Below are 26,530 nucleotides of genomic sequence, written 5' to 3' on the forward strand. Positions count from 1 at the left end.
GGATACGCCCATGCCAGCCTTCTTGTCGGGGGCAGTTGCACGGGATATTGCAGAAAAGTCGAGGCGAGGGCGCAATGCCGCCGTCACCAGGGTGTTCAGGCGGTGGCCCGGGTGGCGCGCTGCTTCGCGCGCGCCAGCGTGTGCAACATGGCTTCCAGCAGCGCGGCGGGAGGCCGCGCGCCAGACACGCTGCGGGTGCCGTCGAAGATAAAGTGCGGCACGCCTAGTCCGGCACGCAAGACCGGTTCATGCGGGTCGCCAAGTGACGGCAGCCAGTCCAGGTCACGGTGTGCCTCCGCATCGGGTTGACCCGGGACCTGATCCGGAATCGCGACGCCGCAGGTCGCGGCGGCCTGACGCAGCACGCGCGGATCACCGATGTTCTCGGCGCGCAGGAAGTAGCGCGTGAACAGCTCGTCGATCAGCGCAGCGGCCGCGTCTGCCCCTGCCTGTTGCCGGGCAAGGCGTACCAGGCGATGGGCCAGCAGGGTGTTGGGGAAGGTCTCAATGCGATCCAGTGCCAGGGTGAGGCCGGCATCTTGTGCCGCGGCACAGACCTGTGCCTGGCGTGCCGCCACTGCCTGAGGGCTGCCCAGGCGTGCCACATAGAAGTCGCGGTAGGGCAGGCCGGCCGGCGGCATGGCCGGAATCAGCGGATAAGAACGCCATTCCACCTGCACGGCGATGTCCGGACGCTCCCGCCCGAGCAAGGCGATGGCGCTTTCCAGGTGTTTCTTGCCGATCAGGCACCAGGGACAGATCAGGTCGAAATAGGCCTCGACCGAGAGCGTGGACGGATGGTTCATGGCAGCAGCTTCAAGACGCCAGCCGGCGAGCCCGGCGCAGGCCGCAGCAGGCTGTGAAATATCAGGGAGTGGGCGCCGGGGCGCGGCTGCGCCACGACTGGCGCGCCGGCAGCGAAGCCACGACCTCGGCGCGCTCTGCGTCGGTCATCTGCGCCCAGCGGCCGATTTCGACCGCAGTCCTGCCGCAGCCCTGGCAATACTTGCCAGCGAGGTCCATGCGGCAGATGTTCAGGCACGGATTGATGACGGAGAGGGGCGGGTTCATGGCTTGCAAGGTAGGTTGGACGACGGTGCGGCGGCAGGCACTTGCGCCCGCTGCCGCACCGGTGCGCGCGTCAGGCCGCGCGCAGGGGCAGGTTCTTCTGGCCGGCCTTGCGGTTCGGCGCCATGCCGTGCGCGGCCAGGGTTTCGTCGGCGCTGTCGTACCAGGTGCCGATGCGGTAGATCTCGCGGGCTTCCTTGCCCGAGGCGATCTCGCGGCCGAGTTCCCTGGCCACGCGCACGCACTGTTCGATCTGCTGGACCGAAGTCATGCGGTTGCCATGCTGGTCGATGATGGTGTCCTCGATGCCGCAGCGCGGATGCAGGCCCATCGACATCGCCATCATGTTGAACGGCAGCACGTTCTTCAGCAGCGATTCCGCGGTCAGGGTGCAACCGTCCGGCGCGCGGTGCACGAAGTTGAAGAAGTTGAACGGGTTGGGGCCGTCGAAGCCGCCGCCGATGCCGATCCAGGTCAGGTTCAGCGGGCCCTTGTAGTGGCCTGCGCGCACCATGCGCTCCAGCGTTTCCATGGCGTGGATGCCGGTGAGCTGGAAGTGCGGCTGGATGCCTGCGTTGCTCAGGCGGCGCAGGTGCTCTTCCACCCAGCCCGGGCCGGCCGGCACCGTCATTTCGCGGTAGGCAGCCAGGTAGGCGGGATGCTCCAGCGAGGTACCCTTCAGGTATTCGGGGTACAGCAGCTCCATGATGTTCATCTGCGTGGTGTTGATCGCCACGGTCACCTGGTCCGGCTTCGGGTCCAGTTCAGCCAGCATGTGGCGGGTATCGTCCGAGAGCCACTTGGCCGCCTGGCCGTCGTCTTCCGGCGCGAAGGAGATGGAGCCGCCCACCTGGATGATCATGTCCGGCACCGCGGCGCGCACGCCGGCGATCAGCTCGTTGAACTTGGACAGGCGCTTGGAACCCTTGCCATCCAGTTCGCGCACGTGCAGGTGCAGCACGGTGGCGCCGGCGTTGTAGCAATCCACGGCCTTCTGGATTTGATCTTCCATCGTCACCGGAATATCTTCCGGGAAATCCGCGGGCATCCACTCGGGGCCGTACGGCGCCACGGTGATGACCACCTTGTCCTGGTTTTCGGGGTGCAGGGAATCGTCGAGGAATTGCACAGTTGCTCCTGGTATGTTGTGGGCCGGACCGCCTGGATTTCCGCCTGGCTGGCGGCACCCGACGGTCGCGTTTGCGGTATCAAGTTCAGTGGCTGAAGTATCGTGTATCGACACGCGGCGATTTGATGATCCGGGACGAACGATTTACATTTCGGGACAGTCAGGGAAAACACGAGCGGAGCCGGCGCAAGGGCTGCTCTAGGCATCGATCCGCATTTCCATCGCGCACACGCTGTGACAGAATGCCCCGTCACCCTCTCTCCGGCATGCACTGCCTGCGCCCCGCGTGAACGGCCTGTCCGCTACCGTGCCAATCTCTGTCGTCAATGGCTTCCTGGCCGGCGCCGATCCCATGGCGATCGCGCGGCTGGCCGAGTGCTCAGGCATTGCCGGGGAGTTGCTGGCCGAGCCGGCCGCACGCGTCACGCAGGAACAGTTTTCCACGCTGTACCGCCTGCTCGCCAAGGAAGCCGACGATGAAATGCCCGGCATTTTCAGCCGGCCGCTGCGCAATGGCACGCTCAAGTACCTGTGCCTGAGCTTGCTGGATGCGCCAAGGCTGGAGGTGGCGCTGCATCGCTTCGGCCAGTTCTTCCACCTGATCCTAGATGACTTCCGCATCGAGTCGCGGCGCGATGGTGGGTCTGGCTATGTGGAGCTGGTAGACAACCCGGCCGGCCCCGCCGTCAGCGTGCTGGGGCGGGAACTAATGCTGAAGCTCGTGCATGGCGTGGCGTCGTGGCTGATCCGCCAAAAGATCCCGCTGCAGGCAGTGGAGTTCCAGGTTCATCACTCGCCGCTGGCCGGCGACCATCTATACCTGTTTCCCGGTCCGGTGCATTTCGGTTGCGACCAAAACCGCATCGGCTTCGATGCGGCTTACCTGGACATGCCGGTGCGCCAGCGCAAGCCGGATCTGGAGAAGTTCCTGTCGCGCGCGCCCGAGGACTGGATCTTCGTTTCCTTTGCCGAGCAGATGAGCTCCCACCGGGTCAGGCAATACGTTGCCGAGTGCCTGCCGGTGTCGCCCACCATCGAGGCGGTGGCCCATGCGTTGCACTGTTCGGTGCGCACCCTGTGCCGGCGCCTGTCGGCGGAAGGCACTTCCTTCCAGGCGATCAAGGACGACGTGCGGCGCGATATCGCCATCCAGCGCCTGACGCGCTCCGAGGATCCCATCGCGGCCATTGCCTTCGATGTGGGCTTCGACAATCCCACCGCATTCCATCGCGCCTTCCGCCACTGGACCGGCAGCACCCCCAACGCCTACCGCCGCGCGCTATAGACCCGCCTGCACGGCTGGCAAAGCTGGCCGGCGACTGACAAATCTGGCCACATTAGCCGGCTCTTGCGACGCATGTCGGCCGTTCAGGGCGGCTGCCGCGCAAAGCGGCAGGATTTGTCAGTGAATGGGCAGGTTTGGGTATCCGACTTCGTGCGTGCCGCCACTACGATCGGCACATAACGTTACAGCGCCACCGGTTAGTGAATCGGATGCCGGTGCTGTGGACATTGCACAGAGGCCGAGAATGAGCTACATCGCACCTACCAAGGACATCCTGTTTGTCATCCGCGAGCTGGCCGGACTGACAAAGATTGCCAGCCTGCCTGGCTATGAAGACGCTACCCCCGACACCGTCGAGGCCGTGATCGGCGAAGCCGCAAAGTTCCACGGCGAGGTGATCGCCCCCCTCAACGTTGCCGGCGACAAGCAACCCAGCAGCTGGCACGACGGCGAAGTCAGGACCACCCCCGGCTTCGCGGAAGCGTTCCGCCAGTTTGGCGAGGGCGGCTGGCAGGGCATCGTGCACCCGGTCGAGTTTGGTGGCCAGGGCCTGCCCAAGCTGGTCGGCACGCCGTGCATGGAAATGATGAACGCGGCCAACCTGTCGTTCGCGCTGTGCGCCATGCTGACCGACGGCGCGATCGAAGCGCTGCTCACCGCTGGCGCCGACGAGCTGAAGCAACGCTTCCTGCCGCGCCTGATCGCCGGCGAGTGGACCGGCACCATGAACCTGACCGAGCCCCAGGCCGGTTCCGACCTGGCGCTGGTGCGCACGCGCGCCGAGCCGCAGGCTGACGGCAACTACAAGATCTTTGGCACCAAGATCTTCATCACCTACGGCGAGCACGACATGGCGGACAACATCGTCCACCTGGTGCTGGCGCGCACGCCGGGAGCGCCCGAGGGCGTGAAGGGCATCTCGCTGTTCGTGGTGCCGAAGTTCCTGGTCAACGACGACGGCTCGCTGGGGGCGCGCAATGACGTGCAGTGCGTGTCGATCGAACACAAGCTCGGCATCAAGGCCAGCCCGACCGCGGTGCTGCAGTTTGGCGACCATGGCGGTGCCATCGGTTACCTGGTCGGCGAGGAGAACCGCGGCCTGGAGTACATGTTCGTGATGATGAACGCTGCGCGCTTCGGCGTGGGCGTGCAGGGCATTGCCATCTCCGACCGTGCCTACCAGCAGGCGGTGGCCTATGCGAAGGATCGCGTGCAAAGCCGCCCGGTCGATGGCTCGTCGCGCGAGGCGGTGGCCATCATTCATCACCCCGACGTGCGCCGCATGCTGACCGAGATGCGCGCGCTGACCGAAGGCGCGCGCGCACTGTCGCTGGTGGCGGCTGCGTACTCGGACCTTGCCCACCACGCACCGGATGCCTATACGCGGGCGCAGTTCAAGTCGGCCTACGAGTTCCTGGTGCCCGTCATCAAGGGCTGGAGCACGGAGATGTCGCTGGACGTGACCAGCCTGGGCGTGCAGGTGCACGGCGGCATGGGCTTTATCGAGGAAACCGGTGCCGCGCAGCACTTCCGCGACGCCCGCATCCTGCCGATCTACGAGGGCACTACCGCCATCCAGGCCAACGACTTGGTGGGCCGCAAGACCGTGCGCGATGGCGGCCTGGCCGCGCGCGCCATCCTGGCCGAAGTCGACCAGACCATCGATGCGCTCAGGGACTGCGCCGGTAGCGGCGCGGATGCGGCATGCAGCGCCATGTTCGTGCAGCTCGGCTACGCGCGCATGGCGCTGGGCCGGGCCGTCGACTTTGTGCTGGAGAACGCGGCCAAGGAGCCGAACGCGGTGTTTGGCGCAAGCGTGGCCTACCTCAAGCTGGCCGGCATCGTGCTGACGGGCTGGCAGATGGCGCGCGCGCTGGTCGTGGCGACGCACAAGCGCGGCGAGGACGAGGCGTTCTACGCCGCCAAGATCGCCACCGCTGAGTTCTTCGCCAAGCAGATCCTGCCGCGCGCCGCGGCGCTGGAAGCGGCCATCACCGGTGCGTCGGGCGAGGACGGTTTCCTGAACCTGGACGAATCCCGGTTTTGAAACCCAAACCGTGGCGCAGCGCGGCACGGGCAAAAAGATCAATCAATGCAGGAGGCAGTATGGCAATCGAAAACTACCGCATGGCGACGCTCAACGCGTTCGTCGGCAAGGAACTGGGCGTGTCCGACTGGGTGGAAGTGAACCAGGCGCGCATCGACGCATTCGCGCAATGCACCAACGATAAGCAGTGGATCCACGTGGACGTGGAGCGTGCCGGCAAGGAAAGTCCGTTCGGCGGCACCATCGCGCACGGCTACCTGACGCTGTCGTTGGTGGCAGGCCAAATGCAAGAGATGGGCGTGATCCCGGCCGATGCCAGCGCCGCAGTCAACTACGGACTGGAAAAGACGCGCTTCCTGGCGCCGGTGAAGGCGGGCTCGCGCGTGCGCAATCGCGTCAGCCTGCTGGCTGCAGACAACAAGGGCGGCGGCCGCGTGCTGCTGCGCACGGAAAACACGATCGAGATCGAAGGCGAGGTCAAGCCCGCGCTGGTGGCGGAAGCCCTGGCGCTGCTGGTCGCCTGAAGCAATGAGCAAGACAGTAGTAGCAAGGAATAAGGCGGGAGACGCATGATGACGAGGGTCAGCAGTACGAGAGAGCACGGCAGCAAGGGCGGCAGGGCCGGCAGGGCGAAGGTCGTTATGGCCAAGATCGATAGCGCCAAGGTCGATAGGGACGATAGTGCGGATCAGGCTGCAGCCGTGAGCGCGGCCACCGCGGTGGCGTCCATCGAACGCATGCCGGACATGATGGCCGGCCCCAACCCCTTCGTGGGCCTGCGCCTTGAAGACCTGGTCAGCACTGCGCAGCAGATCGGCGCGCAGTGCCTGCAGGAGCCGGTGCTGGTGCTGGAGCAGCAGGCGCAGCTGGCGCAGGACCTGGTCAGCGTGCTGGACGGCTCGGCCCCGATGCCGTCGGCGCGCGACCGGCGCTTTGGCGACCCGGCCTGGCGGGACAACCCGCTGTACCGCATGTCGCTGCAGGGCTACGAGACCTGGCGCAATTCCATCAGCGGCTTTGTCCGGCGCTCGGTCATGGACGAGCGCAGCAAGCACCGCGCGGAGTACTTCACCTCGCTGGTGGCCGATGCGCTGGCACCGACCAACACGCTGCTGGGCAACCCGGCGGCGCTCAGGAAAACTGTGGAGTCAGGCGGCATGAACCTGATCAGCGGGTTGACCAACCTGGTTACCGACACCCTGACCAACCGCGGCATGCCCGCCCAGGTGGACAAGGAGGCGTTCAGTGTTGGCAAGAACCTGGCCACCACGCCGGGCGTGGTGGTGTTCCGCAACGATGTGCTGGAACTGATCCAGTACACGCCGTCTACCGAGAAGGTCCACGCGCGGCCGCAGCTCATCGTGCCGCCGCAGGTCAACAAGTTCTACGTGTTCGACCTGGCGCAGGGCAAGAGCATGGTGGAGTACCTGCTGGCCCAGGAACTGCAGGTCTTCATCGTGAGCTGGCGCAACCCCACGGCAGCGCATCGCGACTGGGACATGGATACCTATGTCCGCGCGCTGATCGAAGCCATCCACGCCATCCGCGACATCACCGGCAGCCCTGACGTGAACCTGCACGGCGCCTGCTCGGGCGCGATGACGATGTCGGCGCTGATGGGCTACTGCGCCGCGAGCGGCGAGAAGCTTGTGCATGCGGCCACGCTGATGGTGTCGGTGTTCGGGCTGGATGCCCAGTCCCAGCTTGGCCTGTTCAGCACGCCCGAAGCCGTCACGGCCGCCCAGCAGGGCAGCCAGGCGCGCGGCGTGCTCGACGGCGAGGAGCTGGGTCGGGTCTTTGCCTGGCTGCGCCCCAATGACCTGGTGTGGAACTACTGGGTCAACAACTACCTGCTGGGCAATGCGCCGCCGGCCTTCGATGTCCTCTACTGGAACAATGACACCACGCGGCTGCCAGCCGGCCTGCATGGCCAGTTCCTCGACATGCTCACACTGAACCAGTTGGCCACGCCGCGCGCGCTGCGCGTGCTGGGCCACGCCATCGACCTGTCCGAAGTCCAGTGCGACAAATACGTGCTGGCCGGCATGACCGACCACATCACGCCGTGGAAGGCCGTGTACCGCTCGGTGCGCGCCTTTGGCGGACGCACGGAGTTCGTGCTCAGCTCCAGCGGGCATGTCCAGAGCCTGATCAACCCGCCCGGCAACCCCAAGGCGAAGTTCTTCCGCAACGACGCGACCGAGGCGGACCCGGAGACCTGGCTGGAAGGCGCCACGGCCACCCAGGACTCATGGTGGCAGCACTGGAGCCAATGGCTGAAGAAGCGCTCGGGGCCGAAGCGCAACGCACCGGCCAGCCCCGGTAGCCTGCAATACACGCCTTGCGGCGAGGCCCCTGGCCTTTACGTGTCTGAAGCGTAGTCCACCGGCCCCACAGGGCCATCGTTTTCTACAACCCAACCTGTCAGGAGAAATAAAGATGGAATCGACCAATACCGCGGGCACGTCGACCGCACACACCGCCCCGCACAAGAAGCTGTTTGACTTCGTCAAGCTGAACCGCCTGGACCCGGCGGCTATCCTCGAATCGCGCCGCAAGGACATCGAGGCCCTGGCCGGCGTGAATATCGCGCTGCTGGCCGGCCTGCAGTCGCTGGTGCGACAGCAGGGCGAATACCTCTGCGAGACCGCCGCCGACCTGCAGGCGCTGGCCCGTGGCGGCAAGGACGCCGACGGCCAGGCGGCCAAGGTCTCTGAAGTGCTGCCGCGCTCGCTGCAAAAGGCCGTGAACGGCCTGCGCGGCCTGACCGACACCGTGTACAAGACCCAGGCCGACAGCATTACCGCAGTAGGCCGGCGCATCGCCGAGAACGTCGAGGAAGTGAAGGGCATCCTGCGACCCAGGCAGTAAGCACCGGGGTGCACGGCCGCGATCGCAGCGATCGTGGCCGTGCCTTCGCGCCAACGACTCCAGGACAGCTTGATGACAATAAGCAATGCTGGCATCAGGGCCGGCCACATGCAGGTCCAGACTGTAGCTCTGGACGGGCAGCAACTCAGGGTCGGCATCCGGCCCGGCAGCGACGGGGGTCCGCCGCTGCTCATCTTCAACGGCATCGGCGCCAATCTCGAACTGATCGAGCCCTTCGTCGATGCGCTGGTGGGCGTGGAAGTCATCATCTTCGACGTTCCCGGCGCCGGCGGCTCCCCCGCGCCGCTGTTGCCTTACCGCTTCTCCAACCTTTGCGTGCTTGCCGACAGGCTGCTGTCGCACCTTGGCTATGCGGGCCAGGTCGATACGCTCGGCGTGTCGTGGGGTGGTGCGCTCGCGCAGGAATTCGCACGGCTCTATCCGCAGCGTTGCCGCCGCCTGGTGCTGGCGGCAACGTCGCCCGGCGTGCTCATGGTGCCGGGCAGGCTGTCGGTGCTGTCGAAGATGATCGGCGTGCGCCGCTACAGCGATCCGGAGTACCTGCGACGCGTTGGCGCCGACCTCTACGGCGGCGCCTTCCGCGACGATCCTGCACTGCTCGACGAACATGGACGGCACATGCAACCGCCACGGGGACGTGGCTACCTCTACCAACTGCTGGCGGCTTGGGGCTGGAGCAGCCTGCCGTGGCTGCGCGCGGTCAGGCAGCCCACGCTGGTGATGCACGGCGCCGACGATCCCATCGTGCCGCTGGTCAATGCCAGGATCCTCGCCGCCCGCATCCCCAATGCGGAACTGCACGTGCTCGACGACGGGCATCTCTTCCTCGTGACCGGCGCGGAGAACACCGCGCGCGTCATCGGCGCCTTCCTGCGCCGCTAGACCCTTGCTCAAGCCGCAACACGACCGCGGCTTTTTCTTGCTCCTCGAAACGAAAAAGAGCGGCCGCGCGGGGGAATCCCCGGGCGGCCGCAAACGAGCATATTGTCCAGTGTCGATCCGATGACCGGATCGCCTGGTCAGAACTTGTGGCGAATGCCGACGGCGGCTCCTAACATATTGCTCTGGCCATTGCCCAGCGCGTAGCTGTTGCCCAGCGACAGGCTGTTGGCGTAGATCGTTGCCAGCGATTCCATCATCAGGCCGGCGTTCTTGGCGTAGGCGGTCGTCAGGTAGACGTCGGTGCGCTTGGAGAACGCATAGTTCGCCACGAAGGCGATCTGCCAGGGGTTGGCGACGTTGGTATTGCCAAACAGGCTCTTGACGTTGTCGTAGTTGTATTCCAGCGTCAGGCCAATGGCTGACGTGACCTGGTAGTTGGCGCCGATCCAGTAGAAGTCATCACGCTGGATCACGACATCCGCCGCGTTTTTGTTCTGGCCCCAGCGGTAGCCGCCCATGATCTTGGCCGGCCCGATGCTGTAGCTGGCGCCCACCACGGCCTTTTTGGCGGTGCCAGTGCTGGTGCCGATGGTCGGGTTCCACTGATCGTAGCCAGCGGTCACGCCAAACGGGCCGCCCTGGTACGCAACCGCGGCGCCATAGGCGGTATCGCGCCGGAACTGGCCGGGGACCTCGCCGTTGCCACCGATCGGCGTGGCGATGCCCACGGTGGCCGGCAAGGCCAGGCCCGCGCCAAACGACCAGTGCGCCAGCGCCGTGACCGGGCCAAACTTGCCGGTGTACTTGACCGTGTTGTCCTCACGGAAGTTCGGGCCAGACTGCAGCACCACCGGTTCGTATTGCGTGGCATAGGCCGTGGGCGAGAAATTGGCCAGTGCCTCGAACATCGATGTGTACTGGCGGCCCAGGCTGACCATGCCGATGCCGGGCTTCTGCACGCCCACGTACGCCTGGCGCCCGAACAGCCTGCCGCTTTGCTGCGAGGTGCCGCTGTCGACGTTGAAGCCGCTTTCCAGCACGAACAGCGCCTGCAGGCCGCCACCGAGGTCCTCGCTGCCGCGAAGGCCCCAGCGCGAGCCGGAGACGCCGCCAGAGTTCATGCGGTAGACGTCGTTGGCCGGACCGCGGTTGAACTGGTTGGCGGCAGTCGGGACCGCGCCGAGGTGATTGGCATACTCCACGTTGATGTCCGCCACGCCGTACAGCGTAACGTTCGACTGGGCGAAGGCGCCCCCCGAACAGGCGAGCAGCGCGGCCGCGGCCATGCTCCTGAGCTTCATTGGTATTTCTCCTCTTTTCCTTTGGTTGCGATGCGGATGAATCCGTCTGTGTGAGTACTACAGGTACTGCAATCTCTGTGGCGGCTTTGCGCTACGCGAAGCCTATTGCGGCTCAACTGGCGCGCAGCAGCTTTTCCAGCAACTCGGTCGCGCGCGGCCACGGGCCATATCCGGCCGCCGGGTTCAGGTGGCCGACTTCGCCGAGGTCGACCAGGCGGCTGCCCCAGTCGCTGGCCATCTGCGCGGCGCGCTCATAGCTGGCCAGCGGATCGTTGCGGCTGGCGGCGAGGAGGCTGGGGAAGGGCAGTTGCGCCCGGGGCACGGGCAGCCAGCCGTTCCCGGCCAGCGCGGCGTGGTCCGGATAGCCGGCCGGCATCGGCGTTTCAAGATCAGCAGGCGTGGCCAGCAGCGCGCCACGGATCTTGCGGTGGTGCTGTGCGGCCCAATGCACGGTGATCATCACGCCGGCGCTATGCGCCACCAGCACCACCGGGCCGTCGATGTCGGCCAGGGCAGCGTCCAGCGCGCTCACGCGGGCATCACGGCTGAGCTTGTCGTGCTCCAGCGGCGCCACCGAACGGGCGTTCGGCAGCTCGGCCTGGAGCAGGGTCTGCCAGTGTTCCGCCACGTGATCGCGCAGGCCGGGAACCATCAGGAAGGTGATATCAGCGGGAAGGTTCATCAGTTGTCCAGGTAATCAATCAGAAGATCAAGCCTTGTTCGGGTCTGCCTCGCGCTGGCTTTCCAGGCGAAGCAGGTCGGCCATATAGGTGCGGCGCCCCACCAGGAAGCACAGCGCGGCAAGCACGCCTGCCAGCGGGATCAGTTGAAGGGCGCCGAGCAGGCCAATCCGGTCGGCGATCAGGCCAGTGACAAAGGGTCCGGGCGCCAGGCCCAACAGGTTGTTTGCCAGCGTAAGCGTGGCAAAGGCGGTGGCATGGATGGCTGGATGGGTCAGGTTTGCAACCGCGGCACTGGCCGGGCCTGCCGTGCCACCGACAAACAGCATGCCGGCACCGATCAGCACCAGTTGCGCGGTGCCGGCGGGCAGGTGGAACGCAGTGAGCAGCAGCGCGCAGCAGGTCACGCTGTAGGCCACGGCCATCAGCCACTTGCGCCCGGGGACGTGGCGAGCCACCCAGTCCGTCAGCGTGCCGCACAGGACCATCCCTGCGCCAGCCGCCAGCACGAATGCCGCGGCGGTCACGCCGGCACGGTCCGTCGCCATGCCGTAGTAGCGCGCCAGGAAGCTCGGCATCCAGGTGAGCAGGGCTCCCATGACCAGCAACTGCAGCGCACTGCCCACATACGCGCAGAGGATCGAACGCGCCGAAAAGAGAGCAGACAGCAGCGGGCGCAGTGAGACGCTCTCGCGCCGAGCGGCACTGTCCGGTTCCTCGCCCAGCGCACGGCGTTGCGCCTGCAGGCGCGGCTCGGTAATGAAGAGACGGTAGAACCCGACCAGCACAAGCCCGAAGATCGCCATGCCGGCAAAGGCCCAACGCCAGCCAAAGTGAGCGGACAGGGCACCCCCCGCCGCCATCCCCAGCACGGAGCCAAACGCCCCGCCAGCGATGAACGCCGAACTCAGGCTGGCACGCAGATGGCGCGGAAACACCGAAAGCACCACGGCAATGCCGACGCTGCCATAGGCCGCCTCACCAATCCCCACGCACAGCCGCGCCACGAACATCTGCCCGAAATTGCTGGCCAGCGCGCACCCCAGCGTGGCCAGGCTCCACAGCGCCGCCATCAGGATCAGGCTCCTGACCCGGCCCCAGCGGTCGGCCAGGATGGACAGCGGAAACGTCAGCAGGCCAACCATCAAGGCCACGATCCCGCCCAGCGCACCGAGCTCGGTGTCGCTCAGCGACCATTCCACCTTCAGCAGCGGAAAGACGGCGTTGAGCACCTGCCGGGACATGTAGTCAGACAGCAACAAGCCAAAGCTCAGCGCAAAGACGAGCCAGGCGTAAGAACGCGACGAACTCGCACCGGCCGCGCCGGCTGAGATGGGGGAATGCGTGATGGTTTGCCCGAGCATGAAAAGCCTTTTCCTGGATGCGCTTGACTGCGTCATGGCTACGCATGCAGGGAACAAAACCCTCCTTTCACACGCTGGCCACAGTCCTGTCGCGACCGGCGAAGTATCTAGGATTGGCTTTCAGCAGTTTGACTAGCGGGGACAACTTGTTTGCAATTTGGGACAGTCGGGGAAAACGAGGAGTGGGTTGGGGGCTCCGAAGATGTGGCGCATCAGGAGGCGCTCGGAACCGGAACGAGGTCGAAATGGGCCGCGGCATACATGGCGTTGCATGCCCATACCTCTTTTTCGTGCTTATAGAAAGTGACCCACTTGCCGTCGCTAACGCAGTGGGCGCCAGGGTGCACCTCATCATGGCCGTTCGGACTGTCGAGCGGGAAGGGTGCGTGTGGCGTGGCCCACTAATCGCCGCGCGGTAAGGGATCTATTGCCTTTGGCATGCCCCTCACATCCGATGTGGTGGCGCGGTCCTGGCGCCGCTATGGCGAAAACGGAAACAACCTTTGGGGTGAAGTGGGGAACTCCTGCTTGACTAATGCCCTTCGGCCGCCGCTTTTCGTGCGTAAAAACCCGCCACCTCTTCAATCTCCTTGTCCGTCATTGCCCTGGCCATGTTGCGCATCTGGCCTTCGGCGTCGTTGCGCCGCTGCCCGTTGCGAAAGGCGCGTAGTTCAGTGGTGAGGTAGTCATGCGGCATGCCTTCCAGCCAGGGTGCCCCGAACTTCTGGTCGACGCCGCCGTGGCACGAGATGCACGGGGCGATGTTGCGCAGCGGGTCGCCCACGCGGACGAGCGGGGGCAGGGATTCGTCATAGGTGGTCGGTGCGGTACGGGCCTTGGGGAGCGAGGCGTAGTAGGCGGCGAGGTCGGTGATGTCGCGTTCGGACAGGTTGCGGGCCAGCGATTCCATGATCGCGCTGCCGCGCTTGCCGGACCTGTAATCCTGCAACTGCTTGATGACGACTTCCGGGTACTGGCCGGCAAGGTTGGGCGCATTGGACGCGCTCATGCCGCGCGCGCCGTGGCACATCGTGCAATTGTTCAGGGCCAGCGTGGCGCCGCGGCCGACGACGTCGGCGGGCGCGGCGTGGGCCATGCTACGGTCGAGCACGACATTGGTGGCGATGTGGCCGTTGCGTGAGGTGCCCTGGCTATTCCAGCTGGCAGGGGCGCCGGCGGCGCGGCAGATAGCGTCCCACACGCCGCGTGCGGAGAAATCGCTTTGCACGGAGGGAAGCCAGATGAAGCCGACCAGCGCCAGCACCACCGTCAGCACGATCAGCGCCAATACGCTCTTGCTGCCGATGGGGTTGTGATGCGCGGACATTGACCGGGTCTCCTGTTTGGCCTGTGGGCAGCCGAGTCAGCGGCTACCAATCGGCACCACTGGCACCGACGCGTTGTCAAGCACTGCCAGCTGGACGATCGGATAACCGTAGTTGACCAGCGTGAGCGCGATCATCATCGCCACCCACAGCCCCAGGCCGTTCAGCGCTGCCGGAGGACGCGCCTCCGGGTGCAGCGTCTCGCTGAAGGTGTAGGGCGCGGGCGTGCCGGCCGGTCGGCGGTGGCCGGTGGCGAGGAGGATGACGAAGAGCAGCGCCGACAGCACCATCACCAGCCCGCCGAGCGTCGAGGCAATGACCGTCCATGCTTGCGGCTGCAGCGCGGGGTGGCTGTAGTCGTAGTACGCCATGCGGCGTGGCATGCCGAGCAGCCCCACCCAGTGCCACGGCAGCGACAGCACCAGCATGCCCAGGAACCAGAGCCACAATTGCAGGCGCATCAGCCCCGCCGGCAGCGGTCCGCGGCCGGTCAGCTGCGGCCAAAGATCGTAGGCCAGCGCCATGTACATGATGACGATGGCGCCGCCGAAGATCAGGTGAAAGTGGCCGGTGACCCATTGGGTGTTGTGGATCGTTTCGTTGAGTTGGTAGCTCATGTTGATGATGCCCCCCGCGCCACCGAGGCCCAGCATGATGAACGAGAACGTCACAGCCAGCATCATCGGGTTGTGCCACGGCAGCGCGGCCAGCCAGCCGAACGCGCCGCGGCCGCCGCGCAACCGGGCCGCGATCTCGACCGAGGCGACGATGGTGAAGACAGTGAGCAGCGTGGGGACCGACACCATTGCCGTCATCGCCGCATGGACGAACTTGAAGCCTGAGCCGACTTGCGGGTCGGCGAACAGGTGGTGGATGCCGATCGGCATCGAGAAGACCAGGAAGAGCGCGAACGCCACTCGGCCCATGGTGTCGCTGTAGAGTCGTCCGCCGATGGCGCGCGGCACGATGCTGTAGAAGGCGACATAGGCGGGAATCAGCCAGAAATAAACGATGGCATGGAGTGTCCAGGAGAAAAAGACCCGTGCCAGTCCGGCATTGATGGTGTCGGTGAGCCCCAGCGATGCCGGCAGGATCAGCACCAGCACTTCGATGGCCGCGCCCAGCGAGGTCCATGCCCAAAGGTAGGCGCCCGCCACGATGCCATACATGGCCAGCGGCACGGTCGCGCCCGGATTATCGCGCTTCCAGGCGGCCAGGTTGACCGACATCAGCGCCACCCATATCCACGAGCCGACCACCACCAGCACCACGCCCAGGTAGTAGAACGGGCTGCCGATCATCGGCGGGTAGAACGTATAGAGGACCGACGCCTTGCCAAGCCCCATGGTCGCCGCCGCGAGCACCGTGCCGGCGATGACCAGCCAGTAGCCGATCCACGCCCAGCGCAGGCCCAGCAGCGCCCGCTTCAGCGAGAGTTCACTGACCGCGTAGCCGAACCCCATCGCTACCAGCGTGGGCATCACGTACGCCATGACCGTGCCGTGCGCGGTGACGGAGCGGTAGTAATGCTCGGGATTGTTGACCCACTGCGCCAGCGGGCTGCGGATAAACATCTGCCATTCGCCGAGCAGAATGGCGCCCAGAAAGGCGACGAATGCCACCCAGAAATGGGCGAGAACGAGTTTTCTAGCGAGGAACACAGGTCATCCTTTCCGTGTTGCGCGCACGGGCCAAAAAGTCCTCGCGCGGGAGGACCTGCACCTTCGCCCACATGGCCTCGTGGCCAATGCCGCAGTACTCGTGACAGGGCATCAGGTGCTCGCCCGTCTGGTTGAAGGTGGTGGTGAACGTCGCCACGAAGCCGGGAATCAGCATGGTGTTGGCGTTGGTCGTGCCGACGATGAACCCGTGCACCGCGTCGGCGCTGGTGCCGCGGAACGTCACCGGCATGCCCTGCGGCACCACGATGCACTGCGGCTGGAATGAATACTGCTGGGCAACCAGCCGCACCGTGACCTTGCCGTCCCGGTCGACCGCGGTGCCGAGGTTGCCTTCGACGAATTCGCCTTCGAGATGCAGCGTCCTGACGTTGACCGTTTCCACGCGTGACGGCGGCATGGACGCCCAGTGGACGCTGGCGAAGATCATGAGCAGGACGATGACTGCGATGATCAGCCCGACCACCATGGCCCAGCGGCGCTCGGCCGCCACGGCGACCGACTCGGCGTGGTGGCCATCCGGCGCGGCGGTCATTGGACCAGCCCCCGCGGCACGTGCACGAAGAAAAAGAACAAGAGGTAGATGAGAACGACGATCGCCGTCGCCACACCGGCCACGGCGAAGGTGCCGGATGGGCCTGCGCTGACCACGCGATGCACCTCGGCATCGGTCGGGCGCGGCTCGTTGTGATCGGGAGGTTCTGGCATGTCAGGCCTCGTTGCAATCGGTTATTCCGGCAGCAGCTTGCGCAACTCGTTGACCTGCGGCGCTGCCACTGGGGTGCCGGTATTGCCCCAGGCTACGCGGATATAAGTCACCACGGCAGCAGCCTGGTCGTCATTGAGGATGTGAGAGAAGGGCGGCATGCCGTGCGGGCGTGGGTTCTTCTGCGTGCCGGGCGCATAGCCGCCATTCAGCACCATGCGGATGGCATTGACCGGAGACGACATCGTGATCGACTGGTTTGCAGCCAGCGGCGGATAGGATGGCGGATGACCCTTGCCGTCTTCGGCGTGGCACATCGCGCATTGCTGCTGGTAGATCTGGCGGCCTGCCTCCATCACAGCCGGCTGTACCAACCGCTCCTGGCTCGGGGGCGGCGCCTCGGTGTCGCGCTGCGGCAGGGCCTTCAGGTAGACGGCCATCGCCTGCGCATCCTCGTCGCTCATGTATTGCAGGCTGTTGTAGACGACCTCCGCCATCGGTCCGTACACCGTGGCACGGTGCGAGACGCCGACCTGCAGCAGGTCGACGATATCCTGGATCGGCCAGTTGCCAAGGCCGGCCTCGCGGTTCGAGGTCAGTGACGGCGCGTACCAGTTCTGGTTCGGAATCATGCCGCCTTCGAATTCCTTCGACTCGCTGGAGCCGCCCAGCGCATTGATGGCGGTATGGCACATGGCGCAGTGGCCGAGCCCCTGCACGAGATAGGCGCCGCGGTTCCATTGGACCGATTGGCTCGGGTCGGGCTTGAACTCGCCTTCCGTGAAGTAGAGTGTGCGCCACCCAATCAGCAGTTCGCGCTTGTTGAACGGGAAGCGCAGCTCGTGTGGATGGTTCTTGCGCTTTACCGGTGGCACCGACATCAGGTAAGCGTAGATCGCGTCCGAATCCTCGCGCGTGACCTTCGTGTACGACGCGAAAGGCATGGCCGGGTAGAGCAGGGAGCCGTCGCGCGAGACGCCGGTGTGCATCATCCGGTAGAAGTCGTCGGCGGTCCATTGGCCGATGCCGGTCTCGTCGTCGGGCGTAATGTTAGGGACATAGAGGTTGCCGAAGGGCGTCGGCATGGCGCGTCCGCCGGCGAAGGCGGGATTGTTCGGCTCGGTATGGCAGGCCACGCAATCGCCGGCGCGGGCAAGGTACTCGCCCTTGGCGATGATCTGGCTGGCGGGGTTCAGCGCGCCGGCCGCCTTCGCGCCGCTTGCCGCGGTGACGGGTGGGAGCGCGTTCGCCGGTTCGCGATGCATCAGCCGCACGGCCAGGGCGCCCAACGCCGCCACAACGACGATGCCGATGACGAGCGTGAGCAACCCGCGCGCTTTCATGGCGTCCTCATCGCTGGCTGCCGCATGCCAGTGGCATGCGCACCAGGTTGGACGATTCGGGCGAAGGGTCCTTGGGCGGCTGTTGCTGGGACAGCCAGGCGGCTACCGCCGAGATGTCGGCATCCGACAGCCGCGAGGCGACGCGCTTCATGCAGTCCGGTTCCATCGCGTGCCGTTCCCCCACTTTCCAGCGCGTAAGCTGGCCGACGATGTAGGTGTGCCGCAGGCCAACCAGGCCCGGAATGCCCGGCTCCATGCCGGTCAGCCCGGCGCCGTGGCATGCGGCGCATGCAGGAATCCCCTGCTTGGGATCGCCGCTCGCGACCAGTGCCTGCCCGCGCGCCATGGCGGCCTGCGGGACGTCGGTAGGGGCACTTGGCGCGAAAGCGGGGCGCAGCTTGGCGAAATACTCGGCGATTTCCTTCAGATAGGGGTCGGGCAGGTAGGCGACCAGGTAGTTCATCGGCGGATAGCGCCGGGTGCCATCTCGAAAAGCGATCAGCTGGTTATAGAGATAACCGGCTGGTTTGCCAGCAATGCGCGGGTAGTAGCCATTGCCAGTGCCCTGGCCGCTCTGGCCGTGGCAGGTAACGCAGCCCTGCACGCGGGCTTCCATCGAGTCGACCGTCTTGAAGGCGGGGATTGACTCCTGTGGTGGCGCCGGGACCGGCAGGGACTGCGCACGACCGTGGAGCGGCAAGCTGCTCAGCCAGACGAGAAGCGACGCCAACAGCCAATCACGCAGCAATGCCATCCGAGTGGGGCGCATGGTCCATCTGCTGTCCGGTGTGCAAACAGACTCATACTATGCGCTGTGCTGCATTTGTCAAAGTTGACTCCACCTCGACCGCGCGGCGCACTGTCTGAGGACGGCGGCCGGCTTGCCGGCATCAGGCACCTTCGCGCACGGCCGTTTGGGGAGTCCGGACTCATCAAGTTGGTTGCACGTCCATCGGCTGATCTGCAGAACCGCAGAACTGACTGGCAATGCAGTCCAGCGAGGTAGCGTTGTCGGCGTTTGCACCGATCTTGGGGCTGTGCAGTCGATGCCAGCGAGATGGCCCCGCAGATTTTCAGCGAAATGTGTATCGCAGCTTTCTTAGCGGAGCGTGCAAGTGAGATATATGCTGTGTGAACAGCGATGCCGGGCGCATCGTGCGATCAGCTGCTGGTCGGCACTGCCGCCGCCGGCAGTCCTGGCGCAAAAAGATGGCGGTATGGGCGGCGGCAATCAAGTCATTCGACCCCGGCTGGTTACCTACTGCAAGGCTAGCAAACGGAGGATGGCATGAAAGGCAAGACACTACTGGCCACGGCGGTGATGCTGGTGGCAATCACTGCTGCATGGGCGCAACCGAAAACCCGCATGGACGTCACGCAGTCGCCTGACGGGGCGACTGCGACTGGCACCGCGAAGCTCACCGCCACGATTGTAAAGATCGATGTGCCAAGGCGAACCGTCTCATTGAAATCCGGCGACGGCAAGATTACAGATCTCGTTGTGGGGCCGGAGGCCAGGAACTTCGAGCAGTTAAAGGTCGGCGACACTGTCACGGTCGAGTACAGGGAAGCGCTGACCATGAGCCTCAAGAAGGGCAGGGGAGCGCTTGCCATGCATGAGCGCGAGATCTCGGAGCGCGCCGCGCCGGGTGCAAAGCCGGGAGGTACGGTCGGCCGGGAAGTGACCGTCACGGCTGACGTCGTTGCCTTTGACACCGACGCCAGAACCGTCACCCTGAAGGGTCCAAACGGACGCATCGTGGTCCTGCTGGTAGGGGATCCCACACGCCTCAACGGCATCCAGAAGGGCGACCGGGTCGAAGCGGTCTATACCGAGGCCGTTGCCGTGTCCGTACAGCCGGTCGCAGGCAAGTAGGGGGAACAGCGGAGAATGCGTCCGTCGACGAGGAACTTTCAGGCTCCCGCGGCATGAGCAAAACGGCTACCTCTCCCCGGCTATCCCCGAGCCGTCCGGGTCGCCGTCAGGCCTTTCGCGTCCGAACCCCCGTGCCTGGGTGTCACCGCCACAGGCATGATTGGACAAGAAGCCCGAGCCCGGCGCTTCACTGGATGGGTGGCACGGTGCCGAGTTTCTCTGCCAGCATCCGCTCGTACACGCCAAAATGCGTATCCACCTCTGTTTGACCGACGATTACAACGTCAATCGTGACCTGCGCGGGCGCCAAGCCGAACATCGTAGCCAGAGCCATCTCCAGGTGTGGGGCCGCTACTCTGTCCTTCTCGAACGTCGTGCCTATGCTGAGCACATAAGCATCGCCTTGCGCCGTAACATCCACCAAGCGGGCCCGCGCGCTCAGGTTGTTATCGATCGCGAATGTTGCCAGCTCCGCCATGCGCCGCGTCCGTTCGGTAGGAAATCCACGCGTGCACTTAAGCCGCACCCGATGCCTGCCTAGCGTCACCCACTCAGAATCGAATTCCATCAAATTCTCCATCTTGGAAAGTGCTCGCCGCCAAAATAGAGGCCAGTCCGGCGATTTCAAGACCTTTGCATCGCCGCTCGATTTGCTGCGGAGCCGCAAGCGAGCACCGCGCGTGCCAAGCGCCGCCTGTGCCACGGACGGCATGGGCGGCGCGATGCACGGTCAGTAGGAATATGCCGGGCTGAGCGCGCAGGCTGACGCGAGCCTAAGCCCTTGTCGTAGCGCGCCAACTGTCGTCACTTCACCTCGATCGTCCTCACTGAAGATTGCGACGTACCAGTCTTTGGCAGACGCAGCGTCAATACTCCTCGGTCGAATTTCGCATCGATGTGATCGAGGTCGACGCCATCCGGCAGCGGGATACTGCGCATGAAGGCGCCGTATGCCCGCTCCAGGCGGTAGCAGCCGTTTTCCTCGCTTTGAATATCCTGTTTCTTCTCACCCCGTAACACCAGCGCACCGTCTTCGATGGTGGTTTGCAGGTCCTCGCGATCCATGCCGGGCAATTCCGCCGTGATCCTCAGCGCCAAGCCATCATCGACTACATCGATCCGCGGTTGGAAGCGCGACGAACTGAAGTCGCCAAACCATCGATCGAGCCCGCCGAAGCCCGCGAGAGGTTCATGCAGGAACTCGCCCATCGCCCGCCAGGGATCGCCTGAAAACAGCCGCGAAACGTCCGGCCAGTCCGGTGTCGAGCGCCTTGGCGCAGGGACATTCGACGACTCGCCCGTCGGTTGCCTGTCCTCGGTCGATTTGCGCAGGAACTTGAAGGGGTTCCATTTGCCCAGATCTGTTTTCATCTTGCCCTCACCCAATGTCCAACCAATTGGGCGCTGCCGGTAGCGTCCTTGCGGACGCCACCGGTAGCCGCCGACGGCATGTCAAGCCACGTTGACAGCAATGCGACGTGGACGCGCTTCGTCGCGACGCGGGATCGTCAGCTTGAGCACGCCGTCTTGCAGGTTTGCCTCGATCTTCGACGAGTCAAGGTCGGCGCTCAACGAGAAAGCACGTGCGAAGTGCGGTTGGCGAATTTCCGCGTGCTGCACCCGCAGTCCTTGGGGGGTGGGCACCACCGCTTCCGCCTCGATATGGAGATTGCCGTCGTGAACATTGACCTCGAGCTTGTCCTTGGTCACACCCGGAAGGTCGGCCCACAAGGTGACGCCGTTGCTGTCCTCGACGATGTCGACCGCGGGAAGCAGCGTCATCGTCGGCGTCGACCTGTCTTCCTGACCCTTTGTCACAGCGTTCTGGTTGCGTTCAACCACTTGAGTCGTATCGTTCATGGCATTCTCCCCGAGTTATTGGACCGTGATCGCTCGCGGTTTCGAGGCTTCCCGCTTGCCAACGCTGATTGACAAGCAGCCATTGGCGTAGCGCGCCTGGACCTTGTCCGGGTCCGCGCCCTGTGGCAACTCGACCACGCGCCGGAACGTGCCAGAGAACCGCTCTTGTGCGTACCGCCGGAGCTCCGGATCAGCCGCCGCTTGCGCTGCTTCGCGCTCGCCGCTGATGGTCAGCAGGCCCTTGTCGATCGACACCTCGAACTGGTCTGGCTTGAGCCCTGGGGCGAATGCGACGATCTCGATGGCATCGTCCGTGGCGCCGATATTGACGGGGGGAAATGCCCCGAAGCGGCCAGAGCGGAGGCTGGATGGGAACCCGCCAAACAAACTCGCCATCTGCCTTTGCATACGGTCGAGTTCGCTGAAGACATCGGTTCCAAGGAATAGATCACTCATGGTCGTATCCTCCTTCGATGCAGCAAGGAGGCGAAGGGGCATACGCGCTCCCATCCACCTGCCAAGCTGCTGGCAAACAAACAGAAACACGCAGCGCGCAACATCGCGACTGCCTGAGCGAAAATAAGATAGTAATCGGGCTGCCAAATTTCAAGAGCAATCGACCGCACCTATCCGGCCAAAAGACGTCGGTTCGCGACTGCCCTTGGCCGTGGGCTTACCTCCCATGCAGGGTATCTCCATCCGTTTGGCGGCACCCGTTTTGAGTGCCTAATAATGCTCATTTGGTATGCTTCCTACATTGGGAAACGTGGCAGAAGGCGGACGAAACCGGCGGCCCGTGCGCACACCTATGCCCTGAGGTTAGTCATGCTGAGATATCTGACGATTGCGATGTTTGCCTTGGCCACGAATGCCGCGGGCCAGACCATATATCAATGCAGAAGCGCCGCGGGACATGTCACGTTGCAGGACGCCCCTTGTCAGCACGACGCAAAGACTGAAGTGGTGAGGAAATCCATCGGCCAACGAAACGCGGAATACCGTGCTGAACCGTCTTCGTTCTTCGATCAGGAGGGGCAGAAGCGACTCGCATCGACCATCATGTGCCCGTCACTGCGCCAGTCCTACCGGGCAGCGGTTACCCATTCCGAGCGAGCCATGCTCACCCAAAATCCCGCGCAGATCCGGCAAGCATCCGAGGCTGTACAGCAAGCCGGTGCGCAGATATCCCGGTATCGATGCGAGTAAATATTCGCCCGAGAGACCATAGGAGGCCGTCGTGATACTCTCGAATAGCTAGCCTTTCAGTCCGTCACGCCAAGCAATCGCTTCGAGTTCAACTCTGACTGCGTCTTCGACGGAAACTACGGGGTGCGCTTGGAATTCAAGCGCGGGGAATGTTGAGCAAGCCTTGTGAACTGTCAACGGATCGTCGCAGTCCACCAGCATATGCCCACCCCACTCACCGACACGTACGACGAATAACTCGATATTGAGATTGTCCGGGGCCTTCCACTGACTAAACACCTCGAGGATTCGCTTTTGGGCATTCTCGTACTCCGTAGCCGAACCTTGTGGGCGTTCGAACCAACTGATCATGTACTTCATTGCTATCCTCCTTTGAAGCGCTGACGTCATCTAAGTGGTGGCGGTCGACCACCTCTTACAATTTTGCATATTGTCCAGAGCCCCAGTTGTGGCCCTCGGGACGTCGCTCGCCGTTTCCGAGTACGGCTCGCCGCAAGGATGGAAGTAGACGCTGCCGGGCGTTCCCTCGGATAAGAATAGGGTGGTCGGAAGGTCTTAGGGAACTGGCCAGTCGGGTCCAGAGTTGTCGCTCTGTGCGGAGCCGCACACACTTGCCGCCTGGCGTGGGCTCGGTGTGGTGGTGCTTGGGTGCCGGCGGCCTCTGGTACACATCGATTTCTGTGATGCAGGTGACGTTTTTTTTCTCGCGCGGGCACTAACCCCCGAGTGCCCGCCCCTTCAGTAGCGCAACCGCTTCGCGCGCCTGCGCGCCCAATTCGGCCAGGTCCACACTCGGCAGCGTATCGTCCTCGGTGATCATGCGACCGCCTACCAGTAGCGCTCGCAGCGTTGGCCGGCCACCGCTGGCCACCGGCGCAATGGCCGGATCGTGCAGCCCGAAGTAACGCGGATCATCGAGTCGGTAGACCGCGAGGTCCGCAGCCTGCCCCGGCGCAAGGGTGCCGACGCCTTCCAGCCCCAGTACTGCCGCACCGCCGGCGCTGCCCCAGCGCACCACGTCCTCCACGCGCGCGGCATCGGCGCCCCCTTCGCCCTGGCCGCCTTCGGCCAGCGAGCGCGCCAGTTCACCGCGCCTGGCACGCTGCATCAGCCATGCGGCATGGGTTTCGGAAATCATGTCCGCCGCCTCGTTGGAGGCTGCACCGTCAACACCGATGGACACTGGCACGCCGGCTGCCTCCAGCGCCGGAATGTCAGCGATGCCGCTGCCGAGCCGTCCATTGCTCTGCGGGCAGTGCGCAATGCCTGTCCCGGTTTCGCCCAGCATCCGGATTTCCTCCGGGGCGAGCTTGACGAGATGGGCAAACCAGACATCCGGCCCCAGCCACTCGTACTCGCCGCAGAACGCGACTGGCATGGTGTCGTGCAGCGCGCTGGCGGCGTTCTGGTATTCCACCGTTTCGGACAGGTGGCTGTGCAGCCGGATGCCAAGGCGACGTGCCGTGCGCGCGCAGGTACGCAGTTCCTCCGGTGACATCGAATACAGCGGCGTCGTGGGCGCCATGACCACACGGCGCATCGCCCCCGGCCCCGATTGGTGATAGCGGGCGGCCAGCCGTTCGCAGTCGGCCAGGTAGGCATCGAGCGTTTCCGGGCGCAACGCCTGCGGCAAGGCATTCTCCAGCCCGCGCGTGTGCGTCGCGCCGCCGCGGCAGAGCACGAAACGAAGCCCCAGTGCGTCGGCTTCCTCAAACAGGATCGCCGAGCCGTCGAACGGCATGCCGGGGTAATACAGATAGTTGTGGTCCGCCACCGTACCGCAGCCGCTGCGCACCAGTTCGACCAGGCCGATGCGGGCGGCGAGACGGAAGGTATGTTCGTCGAACGCCGCGCGGAATCGGTAGGGCGTGGCGCCGAGCCAAGGCGTCAGCGACAGGTTCAGCCCTTGCGGCTCGCCTTTGAGCAACGACTGGAACAGATGATGGTGCGTGTTGATCCAGGCGGGATAGACGACGCAATCCGTCGCATCGATGACGTGCTCACCGGGCCGTGGCCTCAGATGGCCGATCGCGTCTATCGTGCCATCCACGATGCGCAGATCGGGTCCGGGACTGCGCTCGGGCCGGCCCGGGCTGCCGTCCTGCCCGGTGAGTATCGCGGCCGCGTTGCGGATCAGCAGGGATGCACGTTGTTCGGAAAGAGTCGTCATGCCAGTTCACTTTCATGCCAGTGGGACAGAGCAAGCCGCGACAATGCAACCATGACCGCAAACAGGGTGATGCCCGTCACCGTGATCAGGAACAGCGCGGCAAACAGCCGCGGAATGTTGAGCGAGAAGCCCGCCTGCAGGATCTGGTACGCCAGCCCGGCACCGGTGCCGCCCGTGCCGGCCACGAACTCAGCCACCACCGCGCCGATCAGCGCCAGACCGCACGAGATACGCAGTCCGCCAAAGAAGTACGGCAGTGCGCTCGGAATCCGCAGGCGCAGCAGCGTGTCCCAACGGCTCGCGCGATTGATGCGGAACAGATTGGCGAGTCCGGGATTCACGCTGCGCAAGCCGAGCACCGTGTTCGAGATGATCGGAAACACCGCCACCAGCGTCGCGCAGATGACAAGCGCCAGCGTCGGCTCCTTGACCCAGATAATGATCAGCGGCGCGATCGCCACCACCGGGGTGACCTGCAGCAGGATTGCATAGGGAAACAGGCTGGCTTCGATCAGCCGGCTCTGCACGAACAGGAATGCCGCGACCGTGCCGCCTGCCACGGCCAGCGCAAACGCCAGCAACGTGATGCGCAGCGTCACCCACAGCGAGCCGAACAACAGGGACCAGTCTTCAGCCAGCGTCTTGCCGATGGCCACGGGCGACGGCACCAGGTAGGACGGCACGTCGAATGCCATGCAGACGGACTGCCAGGCGATCAACAGCACGATCCCCACGACCAGCGGCGCTGCCACGCGCTGTACGGCCGGACGGGACAACAACGGAGGGTTCATGATGGGTTCTCCAAAGGTCAGTCGGCTGCCGGCGCACCGGTATTGGCCTGTGTCAGCAGCGCCGACAGTTGCGCGCAGTACTGCATGAAGGCCGGCGACACGCGGAAGGCATCGTCGCGCACGGCCGGGCCTTCGATCGGCACGTCGGCAATGACCCGGCCGGGGCGAGCTGCCATGACGATCACACGGCTCGACAGATAGACCGCCTCGTAGATGCTGTGCGTGACAAACACCACCGTCAGCCCGCGCTCGGCCCACAGTGCGCGCAGGTCCGCATCGAGCTTGTTGCGCGTAAACTCGTCCAGCGCACCAAAGGGCTCGTCCATCAGCAGCAGGTCGGGATGCACGGCCAGGGCACGCGCGATCGACACGCGCATCTGCATGCCGCCGGACAACTCGCGCGGGTACGCTTTGCCGAAGTGACCAAGGCCGACGAGCGCGAGGGCGCGCCGGACGCGCTCGTCGGCCTCCGCGCGCGGCATGCGGGCCAGGTCGAGCGGCAGGCGCGCGTTGTCCGCCACGCTCGCCCATGGCATCAACGTTGCCTCCTGGAATACCATCGCGAGCGTTCGCCCTGGCGTGCCGATACCCGCGGCGAGCGCAGGACCGCCCCACCAGCGCACGTGGCCGGCCGACGGTTGTTCCAGTCCGGCAAACAGCTTGAGCAGCGTGCTCTTGCCACAGCCGGACGGCCCGAGCAGCGAGACGAACTCGCCCGGCTGGATGGCCAGCCTGACCCGCTCGAGGGCCACGGTGCCGTTCGGATACGTCTTCTCGACCTGGTTGGCGAACAACGCCTGGGCATCGGCGGCACGCGCGCCATCCAGCGGAAGCGGGCTGCCACCCGCTGGCGGGACGGCAGCAACGCGGCTGCTGCTACGAAAGACGAGCGACATGGCGGCCTCCCCAATAGAACACGGATTCGG

The 26,530-nt window shown here is 64.8% G+C and carries 28 protein-coding genes; 8 read left to right on the forward strand and 20 right to left on the reverse strand.

What is annotated here, in order from left to right; translation table 11 throughout:
- Nucleotides 1-95: 95 nt before the first annotated feature.
- From ACOCMH_RS23660 to ACOCMH_RS23670, 3 genes are all read right to left on the reverse strand, one after another.
- Nucleotides 96-806, reverse strand: coding sequence for a DsbA family oxidoreductase (locus ACOCMH_RS23660; RefSeq protein WP_427313279.1), 711 nt, complete (start codon nt 804-806; stop codon nt 96-98).
- A gap of 61 nt (nt 807-867) precedes the next feature.
- Nucleotides 868-1,071, reverse strand: a complete 204-nt coding sequence (locus ACOCMH_RS23665) for a DUF1289 domain-containing protein (protein WP_427313280.1) — start codon at nt 1,069-1,071, stop codon at nt 868-870.
- Nucleotides 1,072-1,141: 70 nt separating this feature from the next.
- A complete protein-coding gene (locus ACOCMH_RS23670; protein ID WP_427313281.1) occupies nt 1,142-2,197 on the reverse strand; it encodes a 3-keto-5-aminohexanoate cleavage protein in 1,056 nt (351 codons plus the stop codon).
- A 313-nt stretch (nt 2,198-2,510) separates the two neighbouring features.
- On the opposite strand from ACOCMH_RS23670, the gene ACOCMH_RS23675 reads away from it, so the two are divergent.
- From ACOCMH_RS23675 to phaZ, 6 genes are all read left to right on the forward strand, one after another.
- Nucleotides 2,511-3,482 carry an AraC family transcriptional regulator gene (locus ACOCMH_RS23675; RefSeq protein WP_427313345.1) on the forward strand — a complete coding sequence of 324 codons (972 nt, stop codon included), beginning with the start codon at nt 2,511-2,513 and terminating at the stop codon, nt 3,480-3,482.
- A gap of 244 nt (nt 3,483-3,726) precedes the next feature.
- On the forward strand, nt 3,727-5,529 hold the full coding sequence (locus ACOCMH_RS23680; protein ID WP_427313282.1) for an acyl-CoA dehydrogenase: 1,803 nt from the start codon (nt 3,727-3,729) through the stop codon (nt 5,527-5,529).
- Between the two features lie 59 nt (nt 5,530-5,588).
- Nucleotides 5,589-6,053 carry a MaoC family dehydratase gene (locus tag ACOCMH_RS23685; protein ID WP_427313283.1) on the forward strand — a complete coding sequence of 155 codons (465 nt, stop codon included), beginning with the start codon at nt 5,589-5,591 and terminating at the stop codon, nt 6,051-6,053.
- Nucleotides 6,054-6,266: 213 nt separating this feature from the next.
- Nucleotides 6,267-7,910, forward strand: coding sequence for an alpha/beta fold hydrolase (locus tag ACOCMH_RS23690; RefSeq protein WP_427313346.1), 1,644 nt, complete (start codon nt 6,267-6,269; stop codon nt 7,908-7,910).
- A 58-nt stretch (nt 7,911-7,968) separates the two neighbouring features.
- Nucleotides 7,969-8,400 carry a phasin family protein gene (locus tag ACOCMH_RS23695; protein ID WP_427313284.1) on the forward strand — a complete coding sequence of 144 codons (432 nt, stop codon included), beginning with the start codon at nt 7,969-7,971 and terminating at the stop codon, nt 8,398-8,400.
- Between the two features lie 72 nt (nt 8,401-8,472).
- Nucleotides 8,473-9,303, forward strand: a complete 831-nt coding sequence (phaZ, locus tag ACOCMH_RS23700) for a poly(3-hydroxyalkanoate) depolymerase (protein WP_427313285.1) — start codon at nt 8,473-8,475, stop codon at nt 9,301-9,303.
- Nucleotides 9,304-9,440: 137 nt separating this feature from the next.
- On the opposite strand, the gene ACOCMH_RS23705 is transcribed toward phaZ, so the two are convergent.
- The 9 genes from ACOCMH_RS23705 to ACOCMH_RS23745 all read right to left on the reverse strand — a co-directional run bounded on the left by ACOCMH_RS23705 (nt 9,441) and on the right by ACOCMH_RS23745 (nt 18,470).
- Complete coding sequence (locus ACOCMH_RS23705) at nt 9,441-10,604, reverse strand: porin (protein WP_427313286.1); 1,164 nt, start codon at nt 10,602-10,604, stop codon at nt 9,441-9,443.
- Nucleotides 10,605-10,716: 112 nt separating this feature from the next.
- A complete protein-coding gene (locus ACOCMH_RS23710) occupies nt 10,717-11,286 on the reverse strand; it encodes an RBBP9/YdeN family alpha/beta hydrolase (protein ID WP_427313287.1) in 570 nt (189 codons plus the stop codon).
- 27 nt (nt 11,287-11,313) lie between these two features.
- Complete coding sequence (locus tag ACOCMH_RS23715; RefSeq protein ID WP_427313288.1) at nt 11,314-12,648, reverse strand: MFS transporter; 1,335 nt, start codon at nt 12,646-12,648, stop codon at nt 11,314-11,316.
- A 532-nt stretch (nt 12,649-13,180) separates the two neighbouring features.
- Nucleotides 13,181-13,936 (reverse strand): c-type cytochrome, encoded by a 756-nt coding sequence (locus ACOCMH_RS23720; RefSeq protein ID WP_427313289.1) that lies wholly within the window; start codon nt 13,934-13,936, stop codon nt 13,181-13,183.
- A 75-nt stretch (nt 13,937-14,011) separates the two neighbouring features.
- The gene (locus tag ACOCMH_RS23725) at nt 14,012-15,634 is read right to left on the reverse strand and encodes a cbb3-type cytochrome c oxidase subunit I (protein ID WP_427313290.1); all 1,623 of its coding nucleotides are present in this window, start codon (nt 15,632-15,634) and stop codon (nt 14,012-14,014) included.
- Entirely contained in the window at nt 15,621-16,187 is a 567-nt protein-coding gene (locus ACOCMH_RS23730) for a cytochrome C oxidase subunit II (protein WP_427313291.1), read from the reverse strand. The genes ACOCMH_RS23725 and ACOCMH_RS23730 overlap by 14 nt, the downstream gene beginning before the upstream one ends.
- Nucleotides 16,184-16,360, reverse strand: a complete 177-nt coding sequence (locus ACOCMH_RS23735) for a hypothetical protein (protein WP_427313292.1) — start codon at nt 16,358-16,360, stop codon at nt 16,184-16,186. Before ACOCMH_RS23735 ends, ACOCMH_RS23730 begins: the two co-directional genes overlap by 4 nt.
- A 21-nt stretch (nt 16,361-16,381) precedes the next feature.
- Nucleotides 16,382-17,701, reverse strand: coding sequence for a c-type cytochrome (locus ACOCMH_RS23740; protein WP_427313293.1), 1,320 nt, complete (start codon nt 17,699-17,701; stop codon nt 16,382-16,384).
- A 7-nt stretch (nt 17,702-17,708) separates the two neighbouring features.
- Nucleotides 17,709-18,470, reverse strand: coding sequence for a c-type cytochrome (locus tag ACOCMH_RS23745; protein WP_427313294.1), 762 nt, complete (start codon nt 18,468-18,470; stop codon nt 17,709-17,711).
- Between the two features lie 519 nt (nt 18,471-18,989).
- On the opposite strand from ACOCMH_RS23745, the gene ACOCMH_RS23750 reads away from it, so the two are divergent.
- Nucleotides 18,990-19,577 (forward strand): hypothetical protein, encoded by a 588-nt coding sequence (locus ACOCMH_RS23750; RefSeq protein ID WP_427313295.1) that lies wholly within the window; start codon nt 18,990-18,992, stop codon nt 19,575-19,577.
- A gap of 187 nt (nt 19,578-19,764) precedes the next feature.
- Here ACOCMH_RS23750 and ACOCMH_RS23755 read toward each other — a convergent pair whose 3' ends face one another.
- The 4 genes from ACOCMH_RS23755 to ACOCMH_RS23770 form a co-directional block, all read right to left on the reverse strand.
- A complete protein-coding gene (locus ACOCMH_RS23755) occupies nt 19,765-20,145 on the reverse strand; it encodes a hypothetical protein (protein ID WP_116342970.1) in 381 nt (126 codons plus the stop codon).
- A 236-nt stretch (nt 20,146-20,381) separates the two neighbouring features.
- Nucleotides 20,382-20,948 carry an Hsp20/alpha crystallin family protein gene (locus ACOCMH_RS23760; RefSeq protein WP_427313296.1) on the reverse strand — a complete coding sequence of 189 codons (567 nt, stop codon included), beginning with the start codon at nt 20,946-20,948 and terminating at the stop codon, nt 20,382-20,384.
- Between the two features lie 81 nt (nt 20,949-21,029).
- The gene (locus tag ACOCMH_RS23765) at nt 21,030-21,437 is read right to left on the reverse strand and encodes an Hsp20/alpha crystallin family protein (RefSeq protein WP_116342974.1); all 408 of its coding nucleotides are present in this window, start codon (nt 21,435-21,437) and stop codon (nt 21,030-21,032) included.
- 15 nt (nt 21,438-21,452) lie between these two features.
- Nucleotides 21,453-21,893, reverse strand: coding sequence for an Hsp20/alpha crystallin family protein (locus ACOCMH_RS23770; RefSeq protein ID WP_427313297.1), 441 nt, complete (start codon nt 21,891-21,893; stop codon nt 21,453-21,455).
- A 369-nt stretch (nt 21,894-22,262) separates the two neighbouring features.
- Here ACOCMH_RS23770 and ACOCMH_RS23775 point away from each other — a divergent pair, with 369 nt between their 5' ends.
- Nucleotides 22,263-22,643 carry a DUF4124 domain-containing protein gene (locus tag ACOCMH_RS23775; protein ID WP_427313298.1) on the forward strand — a complete coding sequence of 127 codons (381 nt, stop codon included), beginning with the start codon at nt 22,263-22,265 and terminating at the stop codon, nt 22,641-22,643.
- Between the two features lie 48 nt (nt 22,644-22,691).
- Here ACOCMH_RS23775 and ACOCMH_RS23780 read toward each other — a convergent pair whose 3' ends face one another.
- From ACOCMH_RS23780 to ACOCMH_RS23795, 4 genes are all read right to left on the reverse strand, one after another.
- The gene (locus ACOCMH_RS23780) at nt 22,692-23,003 is read right to left on the reverse strand and encodes a DUF3303 domain-containing protein (protein WP_427313299.1); all 312 of its coding nucleotides are present in this window, start codon (nt 23,001-23,003) and stop codon (nt 22,692-22,694) included.
- Nucleotides 23,004-23,358: 355 nt separating this feature from the next.
- Entirely contained in the window at nt 23,359-24,813 is a 1,455-nt protein-coding gene (locus tag ACOCMH_RS23785; RefSeq protein WP_427313300.1) for an amidohydrolase family protein, read from the reverse strand.
- Complete coding sequence (locus tag ACOCMH_RS23790) at nt 24,810-25,604, reverse strand: ABC transporter permease (RefSeq protein ID WP_427313301.1); 795 nt, start codon at nt 25,602-25,604, stop codon at nt 24,810-24,812. The genes ACOCMH_RS23785 and ACOCMH_RS23790 overlap by 4 nt, the downstream gene beginning before the upstream one ends.
- Before the next feature lie 17 nt (nt 25,605-25,621).
- A complete protein-coding gene (locus tag ACOCMH_RS23795) occupies nt 25,622-26,500 on the reverse strand; it encodes an ABC transporter ATP-binding protein (RefSeq protein ID WP_427313302.1) in 879 nt (292 codons plus the stop codon).
- Nucleotides 26,501-26,530 lie beyond the last annotated feature (30 nt).

This window comes from Cupriavidus sp. H39, assembly GCF_050271075.1.
In the GTDB taxonomy this organism is placed as follows: domain Bacteria; phylum Pseudomonadota; class Gammaproteobacteria; order Burkholderiales; family Burkholderiaceae; genus Cupriavidus; species Cupriavidus necator_B.